Below are 20859 nucleotides of genomic sequence, written 5' to 3'. Positions count from 1 at the left end.
CTTATGCAGCCAACAACGCCGAATATTGTGCCCGTGCCAGATAGGCTTCGACGAACGCCAATGGGTTCGCCAACAACCGCTCGTGCCACGGCCCAAGCGCTACCTTCCCTTGGATCAGACCGCGCAAGACCCCTACATGCTCGGTAAGACCGATCGCAGTCGCCCCGATCAGCCGGTCCTTTTGAAACTGCAAGCTGAGGTAGCGATACGCCGCTTCGTCCACCCATTCGACGCCGCTCCCGCCCTGGTTCTCTGGTACCCCCTGCCACTGACCAAACGAGGTCGACACCAGCCCCAAGGTTTCGAGTACGTTGATCGCCAACACCCCTTTGAGGGTAGCGTGCCCTCCGGCCATATTGACCGCAGCGACCCGTGCCTGATCCACCGCGTTGGGTTGAATCGCAGCAACCAAGTGCTGACCCGTGAACAGGTCGGGTGCCTCGGCGCAGTCGCCGGCGGCAAAGATCCCAGCCCCTGCGCTTTCCATGCGCTCATTGACGAGCACGCCACTTGCGACATGCACCGGTGTTCCTTCCAGGAACGCCACGTTCGGCTTGACCCCAGCCGCCACGATCACCAAGTCAGCTGGCAACCGTTCGCCGTTCGACAGCTGCACCAATAGCGGTGCGCCATCCGGTCCCGCAGCGGTGTCGTTACCCTGCCCCGCACCCAGCGCAATGGCGTCGATGCGCGTTTCGGTAAACACCTGCACCCCTTTTTCCTCGACCCAGCGGCGAATCAGGTTTCCCGCCACGGGCGTCATCATCCGCGGCACCATCCGATCACCGAGTTCGACGATCGTGAGCTTTGCACCCGCTTTGACGAATGCTTCCAACAGGATCGAACCGATAAAACCAGCGCCCATCTGCACCACCCGTGCCCCCGGCTGCAAACGCTCGGCAATCGCGCGCGCATGGGCCAAAGTCCAGCACGGAGTCACCCCGGGCAGATCGATCCCGGGAATCGGCGGCAGAATCGGCGAAGAACCCGTAGCCACCAACAAGCGGTCGAAATGCTCGCGATGTCCGTCCGCGAAAAGCACCGTACGCGCGGCCGTGTCCACCGCCACCGCCCGTCCCTCACGCAGCGTAATGCGCTGCGCCGCGAAATACCCCTCTTGTTTGCGCAGATACGTTCCACGCTCGTCGATGTTCCCTTCCAGAAGGTACGGGATCGCCATCCGCGAATAGGGCGGCTCCCCCTCACAACCATAGAGCATGATCTCATCTTCCGGCGCATACCGGCGTAGCGTCTCCGCAGCGACAACCCCTGCCGGGCCATTACCCAAAATCAGATGACGCATCACACAACTCCTCCCAGCAAAAAGGGCTGTCGCATGCCCGCAACAGCCCCATCGGTGTTTACGCTAAGACCCCGTTCACACGTCGACACCCAAACGGGCCAACGTTTCCGGCTTCGGCACACCGTCTGCGGTCCAGCCGCGCACTTCGTAGTATTTCGGCAGCATCTCGCCCAAGCGGTTCACCATCCCTTTCGCGGGGCCAGTCGAGGCCGGCTCTTCGAGCAGCCGTTTCGGCAGCGTGTCGTCCTTTGCGGAAAAGCCAGCTCGCGTGTTGAACCACCGCTCCAGGTTCCAGACCCGCTCGCCCACTTCAAGCAGCCGTTCTGGTGTCCATTCTCCCGGAATCGCCGCGTTGAGCTGCGGCGCGATGTCGGCAACCGTCCAGGCGAAACTGGTAAACACGCAGATCCCAGCGGAATCGAACGCACCGGTGGCATCCTGGAACGCCTTCACCAGCTCCGGTTTCCCTTCCGTGGTAAGCGGGTCGGTCTTCTCCGGAATACCCAGGATTTCCGACGCCACGGTATAGCCACGCAGATGGCACGCGCCGCGGTTGCTGGTTGCGTAGGCCAACCCCATCCCTTGGATCCCCCGCGGGTCGTACGCCGGAAACTCCTGCCCTTTGACCGTCATCGAGAGTTCCGGGTGGCCATACTTCTCACAGAGCCGCTTCGAACCCAGCCCGACGTCGCGACCGAACCCTTCGCCGTTCGCGGTCAGTTCGGCCAATTTCGTAAGCGCTTCCGCCGAACCGAACGGTGCCGGAAAACCGATCTGTTCCGCGGTGAGCACGCCGCGCTCATAGAGCTCCATCACCGCCGCAACGGTCGAACCGAACGAGATCGGATCCATCCCCTGTTCATTACACAAGAGGTTCGCATACTGCAACGCTTCGAGGTCATCGACCCCCGTGTCGGCCCCCAGTGCCCAGGCTGCTTCGTATTCCAAACCTCCGGACGCCCCCCAATATTTCGGGCTGTTTTTCACCGTGAAGTGGTTTTTGTCGATCTTCGAAATCCGTCCACACGCGATCGTGCACCCGAAGCATGCCGCGTTGGTCACCAGTTGCGGTTTACCGTCGCTGGGCCGCGGGCGGTGCATCGCTTCGCCTGAGATCGCATCGGCCCCTTCGAACTGAACTTCGCGCATGTTGCGTGTGGGCAACGCCCCCACTTCGTTGATCACGTTCATCAACACCTGGGTGCCATATTTCGGTAGCCCTTGGCTGGTCACCGGGTTGATCGCCAGCACCTGTTTGGCGGCGTTCGTTGCCTCGAGGAACCGTTTGAGATCTTTGACCTTGACCCCTTTGGTGCCGCGCACCGCCACCGCTTTGAGGTGCTTCGAACCCATCACCGCGCCCACGCCGGAACGCCCGGCCGCGCGGTGCAGGTCATTGACGATGCACGAAAAGAGCACCTGATTCTCCCCAGCACGGCCAATCGAAGAGACGCGAATCAGCGGATCTTGGTGTTTCGCCTTGATCCACTCCTCGGTCTCCCAGACGCTTTTGCCCCACAGTTCGGAGGCGTCCCGCAGTTCGGCCTGGTCGTCCTCCACGTAGAGATAGACCGGTTTTTCGGCACGCCCTTCGAAAATGATCATGTCCCAACCGGCAAATTTCAGCTCGGCGCCGAAAAATCCCCCGGAGTTGGAACAGGCGATCGCGCCCGTGAGCGGCCCTTTCGTCACCACCGTGTAGCGCCCACCGGTCGAGGCAATCGTCCCCGTGAGGGGCCCGGTAGCAAAGATCAATTTGTTTTCGGGCGAGAGCGGATCGACCTTTGGATCGACCTCTGCCACCAGATACCGGCTTGCCAACCCCCGCGACCCCAGGTACAACTGCGCCCACTTTTCGTTGAGCGGTTCGGCTTGGCAGGTCCCCGTCGTCAGATTGACGCGCAAAATGCGGTTTGCGTAACCCATCGCACCCTCCTCCTTACGCCAACACCGCAGCGGCGGTTTTCGCTGCCCATTGTTGCATTTTGTTCAACCCCGCCCAGTCGGCCTCCACATAGGTGATCGCGCCGGTAGGACACGCCGCGGCGCACGCTGGATCTCCGCCGCAGAGGTCGCACTTCTGCACCTTGCCGGTCTCCTGCACGTAATTGATCGTGCCAAACGGACAGGCGATCGTACACACTTTACATCCCACGCAGGTCCCTTCGTCGACCACCTTGGCCCCCGTGCCTTGGTCCAGACGGATCGCATCGACCGGGCACGCGTGCAGACACCACGCTTCGGCACATTGGGTACAGGTATAAGGGACTTTTCTGCCTTCGTGCTCGAAATTGAACACCTTGATGCGGGATTTGCTCGTTGCGATCACGCCGTAGTTTTCGATCGAACAAGCCATCTCGCACTGCAGACAACCGGTGCATTTCACCGGGTCAATCGCCAGAACCTTCCACATGCAAGTCTCCTTCTTTGGTGTGAATACGCAAAACGGGGTACCAAGTGACGTACAGCTTACGACGTGATAAGAAAAAATTCAAGAGCGATTAACAGAACTTGTGCGCCGCAACATCCAATCACGAAAAGCCGAAAACGGCATTGGACGGGCAAAGAAATAGCCCTGAGCAAAAGCAACTCCGTTGCGCCGCAAAAAGTCGGCTTGCTCTGCACGCTCCACCCCTTCGGCGACGGTATCCATCTGAAGCGCTTTCGCGATCCGCACGAAGCTTTCGACCAGCGCATCGGCTGCCGACGACGAACCGATCGCCTGAACGAACATCGCGTCGATCTTCAACAGGTCGAACGGCAGCGCGCTCAGATAGGCCAACGACGAATAGCCTGTTCCGAAATCGTCGATCGCCAACCGCACCCCAAGCGCTTCCAACTCGGCCAATCGCGTGCGCGCTACGGGCATATCTGCCATCATCGACTCGGTCAGTTCGAGTTCCAGCGCCGACGGCGGGACATCGAAGCGCTCCAGCACCTCCTTGACCATCGTGGCAAAATCGGCCCGCGCCAACTGAATCACGGAAATGTGGCTGCCACCACAAAGAGAGCTCCCCACGCGCCTCCGCACCATTGAGTGCGCTTCGGATCCACTCTTGCGCATGAAACGCTTCGTCTTTTTCCGGTGCATAGCACACCACCTGCCCACGCCCTGCCGCTTTTGCCCAATACATCGCCAGGTCGGCGGCACGCAACAGTGCTTGCGGGTCGCTTCCATGCTCAGGAAAGCATGCAATTCCAATACTCGCGCTGGCATGCCAACAGCCATGTTCCAGCGTGACCGGCTCAGAGAGGCGGCTAAGCAACATTCGCGCCACCGCGATCGCTTCCGTTTCACTCGCACCGTCGAGCAGCACCGCAAACTCATCGCCACCGAGACGCGCCGGCAGATCGCTGCGCCGCACCGTCGCTTTCAAACGCGCCGCCATCTCGATCAAGAAGCGATCACCCGCCTCATGCCCATGGGTGTCGTTCAACGTCTTGAAATGGTCGAAATCGATGAAAAGCACCGCGAGCCGTGTCCGCTGCCGTGCCGCGCGCAGTACTGCTTGCTTGAGCGATTCCACGAAAAGACGACGGTTGGGAAGATCCGTGACCGGGTCATGTAGCCCTACGTACGAGAGCCGCTCTTCCAACGCGTTGAGCGCGGCTATTTGCTGATGCAGAACCTCGCGTTGCTTTTCCAACCGCCCCACTGCCACCCGCAACCGCCGTCGCAGCCCGTCGAGCGCTTGCGCCAAAAGATAAAGTTCCCAAACGGCTTGCTGACGCGGCACCGCAGTATCGAACTGCTGTTTGCCGATCGCCTCTGCCGCAGCAGCCAACGTCTGAAGCGGCTTTGCCAACCGCTTGGCCCAACGCACGCTCAACACCCGTGCCAACAAAAAACTGAACGCCACCACCAAAAGCCAACCGCCAGCCCAGAGGTACCAATCGGGGATCACATGCGTAAGTGGCGTAAACAACCACACCTGCCACGCCAACCCAGGAACCGTCAAAGCGTGAACCGTACCCACCCACCACGTACCGGTGTCGAAAAAGAGCGTGGCCTTCCCAAAATGGCGCAACAGCTCAGACCATGGGGATTGTGCCAGTGGCAATTGCGGCAACACGTCATTCTCACCGGCTTCAGATGCCATGGCAATCCCTTGCGAATCGGCGATCACCCGACCCGCGCCGTCGCTGATCACAACCCGCCCTGTCAGCTGTGCGGCGGCATCCCTCGCTACCTGTTGCCACTCGACCAACCGGACGTCGAACCCCATTGCAGCAAAACCGGCGCGGTCATCCCGCCACCCGATCGACGCCGTTACCCCAGTCTCCTTGGTCGTGAAAAAGCGGTACGGCTCCGTCCATACCACCTGACCTGGATGTTCTTGTGCCAACCGATACCACGCGCGATCCCGGGGATCATAAGGCAGGCAACGCATTTCCTCTCGGACCGTTTTCCCTTGCTCGTCGAGGAACAGAAAACGGTGCCGATCCCCCCACTCCGTCCGGTCGGTCAACCGAACCAGAGGGGGCAACTCCGGTACCGCCAGATAGAGCCACCCCACCCCCGCCTCGTTTCCCGCAACCATGGAAGTCACGATCGGAACGGTTTCGATGACCGTCCGGGCGCGAGCGATGAAACGGTCGAGCCCGTCATACGGCTTTGGCCCAAAATTCGCTGGGGGCGCCACCCGCAACAGCGTCGTCAAGGGAGCGAACGACGCGCGCATCTGTTGTTCCACCGCAGCGGTCCGGGCGGCAAAAAGCGCATTTGCCCGTTCCACCAGGAGCGGCGCGACCACCAATACCAGTAGTCCAACCCCCGCCACCAGCGCGGTCAAGAGCGCCACGGCAAAAAGCCGCAGCGACAAATAGCGGGAAAAACGGACCGGCCGCTGCTTCATCTCACCCTTCGTCACGGTTTCGTCAATGACATACACTATAATAGCCGCAAAATAGGTCAGGGTCACACCACATGCTCCGCGCATTCACCAGCAAGAACGGCTGTCTCAGCGAACTCCGCCTTTCGGAAAACGCGTCCGAGCGTCCCGATTCGCTCAACCGCGCCCTTTGGATCGACGCGATCGACCCAAGCCCGGAAGAGCGCGCTCAGATCGAGCGCATCATCAACGCCGAACTGCCCGACGTCGACGACGTCGAAGAAATCGAAGCCTCAGCCCGCTTCTTCGAAGACCAACAAGGGCTGCACATCCACTCGCTGTTCCTTGCCCAGGAAGAAGGACGGCACATCACCTCAACGGTCGCATTCATTTTGCAACCGCAGCGGTTGATCACCTTTCGCGAAGAAGAGCTTGCTGACTTTCGTCTGCTGCGCATGCGCGCCCGGCATGGACAAATCCCGGCCAGCGACCCGATGACGCTACTTGTGACCATTCTCGAACAAAAAGTCGAGAACCTGGCCGACACCATCGAAGACCTTCACCGACGGCTCGAGGACGTCAGCGTGATGGTGCTCGAAGAAGAGAATGCCGACTTGGAAGAAGCGATCGACCGCTTGGCCAAAATCGAAAACAGCAACGGACGGATCCGGCTCTGTCTAATGGATACCCAGCGGGCGCTGGGTTACCTCCTGCGGCAACTCAAAAACAGCAACCCAGAACTGCAAGAAAACTGCCGCGAAACGATGCGCGACATCGAAACCCTGATGAGCCACACCACCTTCGTCTTCGAAAAAGTCAACTTTCTCATGGACTCCGCACAGGGGTTCATCAACATCCAGCAAAACCAGATCATCAAAATCTTCTCGATCGCTGCGGTGGTTTTCCTGCCGCCCACGCTCGTTGCCAGCATCTACGGCATGAACTTCGATCACATGCCAGAACTGCATTGGGAGCTAGGCTATCCTCTGGCGCTCCTGATGATGGTGATTTCGGGAATCGCACCCTACCTTTACTTCAAGCGCAAAGGGTGGTTGTAACGCGGTTGCGGCTCGTTATAATAAAGAAAAACGCAGGAGGAGGCCCCGAATGCCCATTATCGAAACCCAAAACTTTGGGCAAAAAATCACTGTTGGCGTCTGCTCGCCGCATTCGCTTTCCCACTTCCTCCCCAACCTGCGTATCCTCAATCCGCTCAAAGCGCTGGCGCACCACGTCCGCTTTCGCCTCATCCCCTCCCCCAGTCAATTCGAGGAGGGCTGTGACCTCTACCTCATTCACCGCGACTTCGTCAACGTCCATCATTACGAATTCGTCACCGAAAAGCTCGTCCCTAACTACCCCTGCCTCTTTGAAATCGACGACAACCTCTCCGCGCTGACGCCCAACCACCCCGAATTCAATTACTATGCGTCAAGCATCATCGGCGCAATCGACAAGTTCCTCAAAAATTTTCCTGAACTCCCTGTCATCACCACCACCCAACCCCTTGCTGAAACCCTGGGGGCGCCGCATCGACCGTGCCACCTCTTCACCAATCACCTGCCCGCCCAGTTCATCGCGGAAGCTCGCCGTGCCCGGCCAGCGAAACAGAGCGATGCCCCCATCCGCATCGGTTTTGCTGGTACCGCCAGCCACACACTGGACCTCAAAAAGATCGAAAGCGCGCTTCTGCGCATCGCCAGCCTCTACCGGGAGCGGGTGGAGATCGTCCTGATGGGGGCCTGGACCCAAGACCTTGAAGCGTGCGAACACGTCCGCCTCATCAAAACCCCCGTCGACTATTGGAACTACCTCCCCACGCTCGCCAAATTTAACCTCGACATCGCGCTGGCGCCGCTCGACGACACCCCGTTCAACCGCTGCAAATCGGACCTCAAATGGGTCGAATACAGCGCCTTGGGGGTTCCCACCGTCTGCTCGGACGTCGCGCCGTTTAGCGAAGCCAAAGCGCTTGGGTTGGCCAAAGTCCTCCCCAACGATCCGGAAGCTTGGTTCGCAACGCTCATCGACCTCATCGAAAACCCCGCAACGCGCAAGGAACTGGGCGAAGCTGCCTACGCCTACGTGCGCGACCACCGCACCCTCGAAAGCCACGCTGCCGAGTACGCCGCGATCCTCAACACCGTCTTACCCCCCGAAAAAGAGCTTCCTCCGCCCCACGAGCTGACCATTTCCCCCGTCACCATCCCCACACCGGAAGCGATCTACAACCCCGAAGACCATTACGAAGCGTGGCGCAAACGCCGCTCTCTGCAAGAAGCAGACGCAGAGGTTTTCGCAGAACGGATGATGCGCTGGGCCCAGCGGCCAGTGATCACCCTCATCACTTTTGCAAAGCAGAGCGACTTCCCGCTTCTTGCGCAGACCACCGATTCACTGCAAACGCAACTCTACCCCCACTGGCGCTGGATCGTCGTCTCAGACCAACCGGTTCCCGATCCTATTTTCGAACAAGCCGATTTCCTGGGTTGGCTGCAACTCGACACCCTCGACGCACCAGAAATCGTCGCGCAGGCGGTCAATGCGCTACTGCCCGAATATGGCGGGGATGCGGTTGCCATGCTCCCCCCCGGTTTTCAACTCGCGCCCGAAGCGCTGCTCCTTGTTGCCGAAGCGTTGGTCGACCACCCCCAAGTTGCCGCGGTCTATAGCGACCACGACCATCTTCAAGGAGAGACCCGCTTCAGCCCTTGGTTCAAACCCGACTTCGATCGGACACTCCTCTACGGCTTCGACTACATCGGCCCCGCCGTATGGTTTCGCACCGAAACCCTCATCGCGCTGGGGGGCTTGCAACCCTACCCGAACGCCGAACGGTACGACGCCTTGTTGCGCCTCAGTGAAAGACCCGAAGCGCGTATCCACCACATCGCTGAGCCGCTCCTCTCCATTCCGGAAGCGACGAACCAACGACCTGCCCCCGTCGATTCCGAACCCAGCGCCGAATCGCCAGAGGCGCTCGCGCGCCGCTTAGCGCTCGAAGACCATTTTGCCCGTACCCAGCAACCGGTCACGATTCTGCCCGGGCTTCTACCCGACACCTGGCGGATCGAACGGCAAGTGAGCCTCTTGCCCAAAGTGAGCGTGATCATGCCGGTTGCCGACGTCTACCACCTGGCCGAAGCGGCGGTGACCTCACTCATCGAACACACCCAATACCCCGATTGGGAACTGATCCTGGTCGATCACGCCACCACAGACCCCGACATCGCCGCGCTCTTTGCCGAAATCGGCGCGCACCACCCGAACGTCACAATCGTGCGCGACGAAAACCCCTACGCGCTGGCGCGCCTCTACAACGTCGGCGCAGCGGCAGCAAACGGTGAGATCCTGGTTTTTCTCCACTGCGACATCGAAGCTCGCGAACCCCATTGGCTGGAGCGGCTGGTGCGCGAAGCCCTCGACCCCAAAGTAGGGGCCGTTGGGCCGCTCCTTGTGCAGCCCGAATTCAGCCTGATCGACAACGCTGGCTACTGGCTGGGCGGTAGCGACCTCTGGGCTCCGGCACGCCCTGCCTACCGCGGAACGAGACTCAACGACACGGGCGCACTCAAACAGCTTGCACTCCCCCACCGGGTGAGCGCCCTCTCCTCGGTGGGATTTACCACCCGTAAAACCCTCTTTCATCAACTCGGCGGCTTTGATCAAGAAACCTTTGCGCTGACCGACTTTGAAATCGACTATTGCCTCAAAGCCGAGGCAGCCGGCTTCGAAATCCGTGTCCAACCCTTAAGCCGCCTCATCCACCACGAGAGCGCCGTCGTTGGGCGGATGTTGCGCAAACCCTTGGCGCTTCTTCAGCACCAAGAAGCACGTACGCAAACCCACCGTGCGCTCTTTGCGCGCTGGGGCGAACGGCTTGTCGTCGATCCGTTCGCATCTTTGCACTTCGACTACGCCGCCACAACCCCTACGCTCGACCTCAATTTCCCGCTCTCTTGGCAGCGCCACCACACCAACCGCATCAAAGTGCTCGGCTTCCCCGTCAGAGGGGGAAGCGGCCAGTACCGCGTTCGCATGCCGCTGAAAGCCTTGGTGCGCGCCGGATGGGTACAAGCCGAATCGGTACCCGAAGAGGTAGCGCGTTTGCCGAGCGTAAGCGAACTCGGCAAACTCAAACCGGATGTGATTTTGCTCCACCAACGGCTCGGACCAGCAGTCGAAGAGACCGTTGAAGCCTGGAAAAGCCTCTACCCCAACCTGCGTCTCATCTTCGGCATGGACGATCGCTTAGACGCTGTTCCGCAAAAAAGCAGTATGTACCACCTTGCGCGCCGCACCACGCCAGACGCACGGGCGCGCCTACGCAAAATGTTTGCGCTTGCCGATGCGGTCGTCGTTAGCACCGACCCTCTTGCCGAACTGGTGACCGATATCGCCCCTGGCACCGAGGTCCATGTCATTCCCAACGCGATTGAATGGGAGACGTGGGAGCCGCTCTACCAAGAACTCGAACGGAAACGGCAGGATCCCGAACGACTCACACGCAAACCACGCGTTGGCTGGGTCGGTGCGATGCAACACCGTGGCGATTTGGAACTGCTGATCCCAGTGATCGAAGCCACAAAAGACGAAGTCCATTGGGTTTTCATGGGCATGTGGCTTCCTGAATTCGAACACCTGGTTGCAGAAAAGCACGGCTGGGTAGACTTTCACGACTACCCCAAGAAAATGGCAGAGCTCGATCTCGATCTTGCCTTGGCACCACTTGAGTACAATGAATTTAATGAGGCAAAAAGTAACTTGAGAATTATCGAATATGGGGCTTTGGGATATCCGGTAATTGCCACAGATATCAGGCCATACCAAACCAATAATCCCCCAATTGTGCGTCTTCCAAACAAACCAAAAGAATGGATAGAAACAATAATATCCCAATTAAAAAATAGAAAACTAAATGGAAAAGATCTCCACAATTGGGTCATTTTAAACTATATAATTGACAAAACGATCACAAAATGGAATGATTTGTTTTTAGAAAATATAACCAAAAGGTGACTTATGAATAATTTTTACTCATATAATCCCACAAAGATTATTTTCGGAAGAGGATCAATAAGTCTTATTAGGAACGAAATGAAAAATGAAAAAAAGATATTATTACTATGCGGAAAAGAATCAATCAAAAAAAACGGAGTTCTTGAACAGATACGTAAGGCTCTACAGGATAAAGAGGTTATTGAGTTTTTCGGTATTGAGCAAAATCCAGACATAGAAACTTGCATGAAAGCATTAGAAATAGCTAGAAAAGAAAACATTGAATTTATTTTAGCAGCCGGAGGTGGTTCTGTTATTGATGCAGCTAAGTATATTGCATTGGCATTTTACTATGAGAAAAAGGATCCATGGCAGATTCTCCTTAAAAATGAAACTGAACCAAATAGAGTATTACCATTTGGATGCATTCAAACAGTACCTGGTTCTGGCACTGAATTTAACAATGCATTTGTACTGAGCAATCGTTCAAAAAAATTAAAAATTTCTTTCTATTCACATAAACTGTATCCAAGATTCAGTGTTCTAGACCCAGAAACCACCTTCACTTTATCACAAAAACAAACAGCGTTTGGAATCGTTGACATGTTTGTACATGTCTTAGAGCAGTATATAACTTGGCCCAGAAAAGCACCATTACAAGACAGACTTGGAGAGGCGCTGCTTGTTACAATAAAAGAGATTGCACACGATTTACTAGCCAATCCAAACGACTACGAACTTAGAGCGACATCGATGTGGTGCGCAGCACAAGCAGCCAGTGGTCAACTTAGTAGAGGCGTACCCACAGATTGGGCAACGCACTTCATTGGCCATGAAATTACAGCACTATACGATTTAACCCACGCACAAACACTGGCATTAATCCTTGGTGGTGTATGGGAGTGGAACTTTGAATACAAAAAAAAGATGTTGGCTCAATATGCTAATCGGGTATGGGGTATGGTAGGCGATGAAGATCTACTCGCAAAAATGGCTATTATCGAAACAGATAATTTTTTTGAAAGCCTAGGCGTACCAACTCGTTTCTCATCTCTATCTCTCGATGCGAAAAAAGTGGCAGCTGATGTTATCAGCAACCTCTCAAAAAGAGAATTTACCCCACTCGGAGAAAACAGAAGTATAAATATCAATGCAATCAAAGAAATAATTCTTTCTCGATCATAAATTACAGGAAAAATGAACATGATCACACCAGAAGATTTTAAAAAAATCATTCGTACAAAAAAAATATTTATCTATTCAGCCAACCTTGAAGGCAAAGGTTTTGTGAGACGTCTTGACTTTTTGAATCTCAAAGTTAATGGTTTTATTGACTCAAGAAAATTTAAAGACTCAGTGCATTTTGGATACCCAGTCATTCACCCGGATGATTTCTTTTCGAATTTTACACCTAATGAAGCTATAATTATAATCACAGCAAAGCATAGAGAAATTAGACGATTGGCACAAGAATTTTGCATTAAAAACGGGTGGGTTCGCGGAGAAACGTTTTTCTTATCAACGGATCTTTGTGATTTTTACCCAACAATTGAAGTCTCTGGAATATGTAATCTGAAATGCATTACATGCAACATGGGATTACCGGGAGCAAACAAACGCGGCGGGATGATGTCAGCAGAAACATACGAATTAGTTCTTCATAAATTGTCTAACGAAATACCTTTTTTAAACTCAGTATATTTGTATCAATGGGGGGAACCACTTCTCAATCCAGACTTACCTAAAATTGTTGAAATTTCTCATAATAAAGGAATATCTGTTGAGATTTCAACTAATTTAATGGACATAAGAAATCTCGAAAAACTTATTAAAACTGAACCAGACGTATTAATAGTACCTTGCTCAGGAACCGGAAGAAATTTTGAAATTGCACGAACAGGCGGAAAATGGAAGAAGTTTGAAAAAAACCTATATAAGCTTAAAGAATACATAGAAAAACATTCACCAGCTACTTTTGTCAGAATTTCGTACCACATTTACAAAGACAATATAAACAAAGATTTCGATGAGGTTAAAAAAATTGCAGAACAGCTCGGTTTCTACTTTGAACCTATTCTAGCCCACGTATTTCCTGAAAAAATGCTACATCATGTTCTCTATGGCGTGCCTATCCCAGAAACGATGAAAATTGCAAATGATCTTCTTCTTTACTCCATTGAAGAACAGTTAGCTTACGCACAGTCTGTAAAAGATCGGCCATGCTTCATGATCAAATGTTTCCCGACAATCAGATGGGATACATCAGTAGTTCACTGCAGTAATCTTATGGAGCCCACTTTGACACGGAGCTTTCTAGACATCCCGCTTGAAGAAATTCTAAAAAATCGCAAAGCAAATGGATTCTGTAATAAGTGTATGCAACATGGGATGCATCGGTTTTTTGATGTCGCAATTAAAGTTGTAGAAAAAGAAGGAGTTCGAACGATTGAGCGAATTTAATTTGTTTGTATATAACAGACCAATAAAATTGTGAAGGATTAACAGAAATGAAAAAAACTCTTTTATTAGGATCAAGTTATAGCGCTATCCCTCTTTTCTTTTTACTCAAAAAGAAAGGGTTCAAAGTTCATGTATGCGGCAACAAAAAAAATGATCCATGCCATAAATTTGCAGACAAATCCTATTACGCTGACTATTCCAATTATCAAAACATTATTAAAATAATTGAAAACGAACAATTCGATTACATTATTCCAACATGCAATGATTACTCTTATTTGACTGGATCAATACTATCAGAAAAATATAATTTTCCTGGTTTTGATACATTCGAAACTACAAAAAAATTACACCATAAAAATGAGTTTAGAACCATAGCAAAAACTCTTAAATTACCTATACCAGAGTTTCAAATTATTAATATAGAAGATATCGACCAAATAGAAATAAATATAAATGCTCCATATTTAATAAAACCGATTAATCTATTTAGCGGAATCGGAATTCAGTTCGTGAATAATGATCAAGAAATAAAAACTATCATTAAAAAAATTAGCAAAAAGTACAACACAAAAATCTTAATTGCAGAGAAATTTATAGAGGGTAAACTTCATAGCCATTCTGCTTTTTTAGAAAACAAAGCTATTGCTTTAGATTTTTTCGTCGATGAATTTTGTACAACATATCCATATCAAGTTAACTCTTCATACTACCCTTCAACACTCTCTAAAACTGCAAAAAAAATTGTAAGAGAAAATATAAACTTGCTTGCAAAAAGTCTTAACCTAACAGATGGCTTAATACATACTCAGTTTATATCAAACGGGAACTATATCACATTTATTGAAATAATGAGAAGGTGTCCAGGAGACTTATTTGGTTTGCTATTAGAAAAGGCTACCGGTTTCAATTACTATGAAAGTTTTTTAAAGCCATTTATAAATGAAAATTTTCAGTTTTTTAGAAATCGAAAAACTAAACATGTAGGCAGATATACAATAACAGCTAACAAGAAATTATCAATTTACGGTGTTTCATTTAAAAATATACCATTTAGTAAAGTTGATTTTTTTCCATTAAAGAAAAGTGGAGAATTTTTAAATCCAGCACCACATGATAAGTTTGGCATTGTTTTTATTGAATTTGATAGTTCAAAACAAATGCGCGAATTGATGCCGATAATTAAAAAAAGAATTAGTGTCATTGAAGAAAGGACCAAAAGTGTCTAAATTCGATAGTTTACGAGTTGCATTTATTGGTGGTGGAATTAACTCTGCAGTTGGCAGAGCACATAAAATAGCGATAGAACTCGATGGTAAGTTTAAACTGACAGCAGGATGCTTTAGTCGAAATATTGAAATTTCAAAAGAAACGGCGAAAGCATATGGTATACCTATAGACAAAGCATATGACGACATTGAAAAATTAATCGAAAATGAGTTGGAAAATATAGATGCGATAGTTATCTTAACACCGCAACATCAACATTTCAGCCATATAAAAATGTGCATCAAAAATAAAATTCCAGTAATATGTGAAAAAACACTTACATCAACCACTAACGAAGCAATCGAACTCAATAAAATCTTAGAAGAAAATAGTGGTTTTTTAGTCGTAATAAATAACTATACTGGATACCCAATGGTACGCGAATTACAGGCAAAAATAATGGAAGGTAAGTTAGGAAAAATTAATCAAATACTTTGTGAAATGCCGCAGGATTCTTTTGTACGATTATTAAACAATAACCAACCACTAACTCCACAAAACTGGAGACTCATTGATCGTGAAATTCCAACTATTTCACTTGACTTAGGAATTCATTTATACATGATTACCTATTTTTTAACTAACTCGCAACCTATTGAGTTATTTGCAATTGCCGAAAATTTCGGCAATTTCAAAATTACAGACACGATACATTGCATATCAAAATTTGAAAAAAATATTATAGGTAACTTTTGGTACACGAAAACCGCATTAGGTTACAGAAATGGACTTAAAATTAGAATCTTCGGATCTAAAGGAAGTGCAGAATGGATACAAGAAAATCCAGAGTACTTATTTTTAACAGATCTGCACGGAAATACGATCCGGGTAGATCGAGCTTCCCCAATCGTATCGGTCGCAAATCATGAAAGATATCAAAGATTTAAAGCTGGCCATCCATCGGGATTCATAGAGGCATTGGCTAATTATTATTATGACATCGCCATTTCATTACGTCAATTCAAATTACAAAAAAAACATTCTAACAAATATATATTCGGTATTGAACACTCAATAGATGGTTTGCGTTTTCTTGAAGCCATAGCAAGATCTGCAAAAAAAGGAACAGTGGAGAAAGTATTATGAGATTTAATACGTTTGATATTTATAAAGCAGCTATTAATCATCGTTTTCCTAGTGAAAAAGAGAACTCCTGCAAAAGATTTCTATATGAATCAAATCTACCGAAATTTGTTCTTGGCAGAAATAAATATACTGAAAAGATTTGTTCAAAACTTAAAATAAACGGCGTTGTTGACGATTTCACAACAGAAACATCATATTGCAATCTTCCTATATTTAAAACTCATGAATTGCCAAGAAATGCTATTGTTTTAAATGCTGCAGGAGAACGGCCTATTCAAGCGAAAAAAAAATTAGATGCTCTTGGCATAGAAAACATTGATTATTTTTGTTTTTTAAAAGTTACAAAATTAGAACTTCCGGAAATCAATTTTAATGAAGAATTTGAGAATGAATTTTTGGAAAACGTTCAAAATTATCAATGGCTTTTCAACATAATCGATGAACAAGAATCTAGAGAAATTTTGTATTATTTAATAATCTTTAGGTTGACATATGATCTGACGCTTATAGAAAAAGTCAAAGTGAATCGTAATAAACAATATTTTGAAGATTTTTTGAAATTAAAAAAATATGATGAGGTTTTTATTGATGCTGGTGCCTATCAAGGAGAAACTTCCCGTTTATTTGCAGAAAAGTGTTCTCACTACCGATCTATCCATCTATTTGAACCATGTCTTGAAAACTATCAAAAATGTCTTGAGAATTTGAAATCATTTCCAAATATTTATTGTTATCCTTTTGGATTATATGATAAATCGACCAAAGCTAAATTTTTTAGAAATGGCTCATCATCTCATTTATCAAATAATGGAAATGCCATAGTGGATTTGGACTTACTCGATAACATTTTGATTGAAAAACCTACATACATAAAAATGGATATTGAAGGGGCGGAACTAAATGCATTAAGGGGAGCAAAAAAAACGATTACAAATTCCAACTGTAGATTAGCTATTTCTGTTTATCATCGACCTGGCGACTTTTGGAAAATTCCTCGCCTAGTTTTAGATTTTAAAAATAATTATGAAATCAAATTGAGACATTATAGCGAATCAATAACTGAGTCAGTGATGTATTTTATTCAAAAATAGTTAATAAATAGTTAATTTATGAAGTATGGAAGTTGTGATGAGTAAGCAATATCCGCGCGTCGCTTTGTACATTTCAGTTTACAATCATGAAAAGTTCATCGAAGACGCATTAGAGTCCGCCATTTCACAAAACTACCCGAACCTACTAATTTATGTTACTGACGACGCATCCACTGATTCCTCATTTGAAATAATCAAAAATTTCTTTTTGAAAAAAAAATGCAAACACGACTATAAAATAATAAGAAGAAAAAAGAACCTTGGTGTGACCAAACACGGTCTCATTGCAGTACAGGAACTTTCTAAACTGGTTGATTTTATTGTTCCTCAAGGCGGTGACGATATCTCTCTGCCCAACAGAGTATCTGTATTAACTGAAATATGGACAAAACTTGGCTGCAATAAATTCGCACTGATCCATACACCAGTTGAAATCATTGATAACGAAAATCGCAGTAAGGGGATTTGGTTTCCGCCGATTAATCAGAGGATTCTTGATGAAAAATCGATAGCGCTTAATCCTACTTCACACGGACTTGTAATTGGAGGATCAGCCGCATTTACTCCGTCGCTAATTTTGGAATCACCATACATCTTCCCAAATATCTATGATGATCAGACTATTACTTTCAGAGCCTATTTAAAAAAATCATTAATTTACTGGTTTGAGCCACTTCTAAAATATCGTTTTGGTGGAGGAATCTCAACATCACCTGAAAATAAAACACAGTATGAATGGCGTATTGCGATTTCCACCTTAGACACATTAAAACAAAGAAAAATCGATGCAGAAATTTTTTGTCGTAATGATCTTTCAAAATATATAGAATCTGAAATTAAAAAATGGGAAAATATTGCAGAAGATGCAAAAAGGAAAATAAAACTCGATCAATATCATAAGTGGTTAGAAATGCGATCATTGCAGCTTGTAGATGCTGAGGTAATAGCTGAGCGGATTTTTACTTGGGAGAAAAAACCATTGGTCGCAATAATAACCTTTGCCTCATCAAAAGATTTAGATCTACTAGCAGATAGCTCTGATTCTCTAAGAGATCAGCTATATTCGAATTGGAGATGGATCGTGGTTTCTGACATACCACCTCCAAATCCACTTTTTAATTCAACTGATTTTCTAAGATGGATTCATGTTAATACATTTAATCCAGAAAATGCGTTTCAATTTGTTGTACAAAATTTACCAACAGATCTGATAGGCGATTTTTTTTCAATACTTCCCCCAGGATTTAAACTATCTCCAGAATCTTTGTATCTCATTTGTGATTATTTTATTGCAAACAAGAACGCTGCAGCAATCTATTGTGATCATGATTACGTTACTTCTGGTATACGAAAAAATCCGAAATTTAAGCCGGATTTTGATAGAATCTTTTTTGAAGAGTTTACCTATATTGACCAGACAATCTGGTTTAAAACATTACTTATTAGCCAGATCAGATTTACACCTTTGCTTTCTTTTATTCAAGCAGTTCTTCACTACAATGAATTAGGTGAAATATTGCATATTCCTGAAGTTTTGGTTAGTATTCCTTACTGCAATAAAGTAGATAACGATGTTTGTAGTCCAAAACTAACAAAAGACCAATTAGTTATTGAACCTTTTGTCAGCATTGTAATGCCTATTCCAAATCTTTTCGATTTGATCATTAATACTGTTCCAAAACTTATTCATGAAACTCGATACCCTAACTATGAATTAGTGCTTGTATTGCATAAGATTTCTGACATTAGAATTATTGAGTTTATTAATACTATTACTGAACTTCATAAAAATACAAAAATAATTACTGACGACCTTGAGTATTCATTGTCTCGCCTTTACATGGTCGGTGCTCAGCACGCTAAAGGAGATATTCTCGTTTTTCTACACGCTGACGTTGAAATTTGTCAATCTAACTGGCTATCCCAACTGGTTTCTGCAGCTATTAGACAAAACATTGCTGCAGTTGGCCCTTTAATTGTTCAAAGAAATTACCACTTAATAGAGTCTGCTGGAGTTTGGCTTGGATCAAGCAGATTGTGGGATGTTGCAAGACCAGCCTATGCTAACCAGCCGATTACCGAAAAAGGCTTTTACAATGAATTGGATTTTTTACATAAAGTAGACGCAATTACCTCAGTATGTTTTTGCACAAAAAGAACTGTTTTTGAGTCACTTGGCGGTTTCAACTTCAGCAGTTTTCCAATTGCTGATTTTGAGATTGACTATTGTCTAAAAGCTAAAAAATCAGGTCTTGATGTACTTGTTGAACCGCTAAGTAAAATTAAACATTATGACAATGCTATTTTATCGGAATTATTAAATACATATGTTGCTCAAGAAAAACACTATGAAGAAATTGAAAGAAACCATCAAACACTTCTCTCCATTCATAGAGACAACTTTCAATTCTGTATCTCCTCATCCATACATTTCGACTTTTCTAAAACCACGCCAGATCTTGATCTAACATTTCCAATCTCTTGGCAACACTACCAAAAAAACCGTTTAAAAATTCTTGCTTTTTCAAACGATGACAAATGTCACAACAGCCGAATCTATTTACCATTTAAAAAACTTGTTGATAATGGTTGGGTCCAAGCAAAAATACTCTATAAAGTTCGTCTTCCAAGCGTCACTGAAGTTATGAAAATGCAACCTGATACTATTTTACTTCACCATTGTCTTGAAACAGATTTGCACAAAAGAGTAATGGCTTGGAAAAGAATACACTCAAATCTAAAAATCTATATAAGCATTTCTGATATCAGTATAATTTTCTCCAGACAACTTGCCACAGTTTTATACGAGTATCAACAAGAATACATCGATGGAATTATTACCAATCACTCTTACATTTCACAAAAACTCATAAATATTTCAAAAAAAATTCCAATCTATACAATTCCTGATGCTATTGACTACCAAAAATGGTGTTTTTTTTATGAAAAAAAAATAAAAACACAAAACTTTCTTTCAACCTATAAATTAAAAAGCGGCTGTCTTTTGATAAATGAAGCTTCGATACAAGTTATCTTAGAAATTGTAAAAAGAACATGCGAATTTGTAGATTGGACTTTTTTGTTTCTCGACGATTTTAAAGAAAAAATTACTACTCAATATAATCTAGAAAATGTACATTATTGTTTTTTGAAACCCTGCGATAATAATCCTGAAGAATTATTCGAACTCGACTTGCAATTAGTAATTTTACCAGACATTTCCCCTGATGATTTACCTAAATTCTTGCCTTTGATGATTGAATTCGCCGCCATTGGTACTCCTTTACTTTCCTCAGACTCAATTTCACAGTATTTAGAAAATTCACCCATTAAATTTCTTCCTAAAGAAATCAATATTTGGATAATCGAAATCCTTCATTATTTCAATGATCGTTACTCTCTTGTCGAAGATGCTGAAAAATTTAACAGCTGGGTTGCCAACAATTTTTCAATTGATAATATTATATATTTGTGGAATGATATTTTGGTATCTGGCAAAAATTTCCTATCAGCTTAGCTGTCAGATCCCATATCATTATACGAAGTCGTGCTAAACTTTTCGAAGCGTACCGACTCCTTGAGCGCTTGTTCCAAGGCTGGAAAGCATTGAACGAAGGAGCATAGCCATGCCGCGCATTCATGCCAACGCCCGAACGACACCGCGGATTCGTCTCGAGATCCAAAAAGCACCGGCTTCGGTCAGTCACCGCGAGCTTGCCCTGACCTTCCTCAACCCCAATCTGAGCCGCTCGGCGCTCGATCGCTGCCTGCGTCGCCACGGGGTCTCGAACCTCAGGGCACTGCAAAAGGAACGCGAAAC

Annotated in this window: 12 protein-coding genes and 2 pseudogenes; 9 read left to right on the top strand and 5 right to left on the bottom strand. The window is 47.3% G+C overall.

The window, feature by feature from the left end:
* Position 1: 1 nt before the first annotated feature.
* From KUL93_RS07535 to KUL93_RS11800, 5 genes and pseudogenes are all read right to left on the bottom strand, one after another.
* Positions 2–1303: an NAD(P)/FAD-dependent oxidoreductase gene (locus KUL93_RS07535; protein WP_217126459.1), complete on the bottom strand. Its 1302-nt coding sequence runs from the start codon at positions 1301–1303 to the stop codon at positions 2–4.
* A gap of 75 nt (positions 1304–1378) precedes the next feature.
* On the bottom strand, positions 1379–3229 hold the full coding sequence (locus KUL93_RS07530) for an aldehyde ferredoxin oxidoreductase family protein (protein ID WP_217126458.1): 1851 nt from the start codon (positions 3227–3229) through the stop codon (positions 1379–1381).
* 13 nt (positions 3230–3242) lie between these two features.
* Entirely contained in the window at positions 3243–3716 is a 474-nt protein-coding gene (locus KUL93_RS07525; RefSeq protein WP_217126457.1) for a 4Fe-4S dicluster domain-containing protein, read from the bottom strand.
* Between the two features lie 78 nt (positions 3717–3794).
* Positions 3795–4253 carry an EAL domain-containing protein gene (locus tag KUL93_RS11805; protein WP_430408206.1) on the bottom strand — a complete coding sequence of 153 codons (459 nt, stop codon included), beginning with the start codon at positions 4251–4253 and terminating at the stop codon, positions 3795–3797.
* 154 nt (positions 4254–4407) lie between these two features.
* Positions 4408–5403 (bottom strand): annotated as a pseudogene (locus KUL93_RS11800) (diguanylate cyclase domain-containing protein); the annotation flags it as partial.
* An 827-nt stretch (positions 5404–6230) separates the two neighbouring features.
* Here KUL93_RS11800 and corA point away from each other — a divergent pair.
* The 9 genes and pseudogenes from corA to KUL93_RS07475 form a co-directional block, all read left to right on the top strand.
* Positions 6231–7193 carry a magnesium/cobalt transporter CorA gene (gene corA / locus KUL93_RS07515; RefSeq protein WP_217126455.1) on the top strand — a complete coding sequence of 321 codons (963 nt, stop codon included), beginning with the start codon at positions 6231–6233 and terminating at the stop codon, positions 7191–7193.
* A 49-nt stretch (positions 7194–7242) separates the two neighbouring features.
* Complete coding sequence (locus KUL93_RS07510) at positions 7243–11154, top strand: glycosyltransferase (protein WP_217126454.1); 3912 nt, start codon at positions 7243–7245, stop codon at positions 11152–11154.
* 3 nt (positions 11155–11157) lie between these two features.
* Positions 11158–12318, top strand: coding sequence for an iron-containing alcohol dehydrogenase (locus KUL93_RS07505; RefSeq protein WP_217126453.1), 1161 nt, complete (start codon positions 11158–11160; stop codon positions 12316–12318).
* An 18-nt stretch (positions 12319–12336) separates the two neighbouring features.
* Positions 12337–13593, top strand: coding sequence for a radical SAM protein (locus KUL93_RS07500; protein WP_217126452.1), 1257 nt, complete (start codon positions 12337–12339; stop codon positions 13591–13593).
* A gap of 47 nt (positions 13594–13640) precedes the next feature.
* Positions 13641–14822, top strand: coding sequence for an ATP-grasp domain-containing protein (locus KUL93_RS07495; protein WP_217126451.1), 1182 nt, complete (start codon positions 13641–13643; stop codon positions 14820–14822).
* On the top strand, positions 14815–15948 hold the full coding sequence (locus KUL93_RS07490; protein ID WP_217126450.1) for a Gfo/Idh/MocA family protein: 1134 nt from the start codon (positions 14815–14817) through the stop codon (positions 15946–15948). Before KUL93_RS07495 ends, KUL93_RS07490 begins: the two co-directional genes overlap by 8 nt.
* On the top strand, positions 15945–17039 hold the full coding sequence (locus KUL93_RS07485) for an FkbM family methyltransferase (RefSeq protein ID WP_217126449.1): 1095 nt from the start codon (positions 15945–15947) through the stop codon (positions 17037–17039). Before KUL93_RS07490 ends, KUL93_RS07485 begins: the two co-directional genes overlap by 4 nt.
* A gap of 37 nt (positions 17040–17076) precedes the next feature.
* On the top strand, positions 17077–20556 hold the full coding sequence (locus KUL93_RS07480) for a glycosyltransferase (RefSeq protein WP_217126448.1): 3480 nt from the start codon (positions 17077–17079) through the stop codon (positions 20554–20556).
* Between the two features lie 109 nt (positions 20557–20665).
* A pseudogene (locus KUL93_RS07475) lies at positions 20666–20859 on the top strand (IS481 family transposase); the annotation flags it as partial.

This window comes from Hydrogenophilus thiooxidans (assembly GCF_019049855.1).
GTDB classification, from domain to species: Bacteria; Pseudomonadota; Gammaproteobacteria; order Burkholderiales; family Rhodocyclaceae; genus Hydrogenophilus; species Hydrogenophilus thiooxidans.
Note: the sequence above shows the minus strand (reverse complement) of the source record. Positions and strands in the feature narration are given on the sequence as shown.

What these genes read in the sequence shown, in the direction of transcription:
- KUL93_RS07535 (WP_217126459.1), bottom strand. Translation starts at nt 1,303, where the DNA reads ATGCGTCATCTGATTTTGGGTAATGGCCCGGCAGGGGTTGTCGCTGCG.
- KUL93_RS07530 (WP_217126458.1), bottom strand. Translation starts at nt 3,229, where the DNA reads ATGGGTTACGCAAACCGCATTTTGCGCGTCAATCTGACGACGGGGACC.
- KUL93_RS07525 (WP_217126457.1), bottom strand. Translation starts at nt 3,716, where the DNA reads ATGTGGAAGGTTCTGGCGATTGACCCGGTGAAATGCACCGGTTGTCTG.
- KUL93_RS11805 (WP_430408206.1), bottom strand. Translation starts at nt 4,253, where the DNA reads ATGGTCAAGGAGGTGCTGGAGCGCTTCGATGTCCCGCCGTCGGCGCTG.
- corA (WP_217126455.1), top strand. Translation starts at nt 6,231, where the DNA reads ATGCTCCGCGCATTCACCAGCAAGAACGGCTGTCTCAGCGAACTCCGC.
- KUL93_RS07510 (WP_217126454.1), top strand. Translation starts at nt 7,243, where the DNA reads ATGCCCATTATCGAAACCCAAAACTTTGGGCAAAAAATCACTGTTGGC.
- KUL93_RS07505 (WP_217126453.1), top strand. Translation starts at nt 11,158, where the DNA reads ATGAATAATTTTTACTCATATAATCCCACAAAGATTATTTTCGGAAGA.
- KUL93_RS07500 (WP_217126452.1), top strand. Translation starts at nt 12,337, where the DNA reads ATGATCACACCAGAAGATTTTAAAAAAATCATTCGTACAAAAAAAATA.
- KUL93_RS07495 (WP_217126451.1), top strand. Translation starts at nt 13,641, where the DNA reads ATGAAAAAAACTCTTTTATTAGGATCAAGTTATAGCGCTATCCCTCTT.
- KUL93_RS07485 (WP_217126449.1), top strand. Translation starts at nt 15,945, where the DNA reads ATGAGATTTAATACGTTTGATATTTATAAAGCAGCTATTAATCATCGT.
- KUL93_RS07480 (WP_217126448.1), top strand. Translation starts at nt 17,077, where the DNA reads ATGAGTAAGCAATATCCGCGCGTCGCTTTGTACATTTCAGTTTACAAT.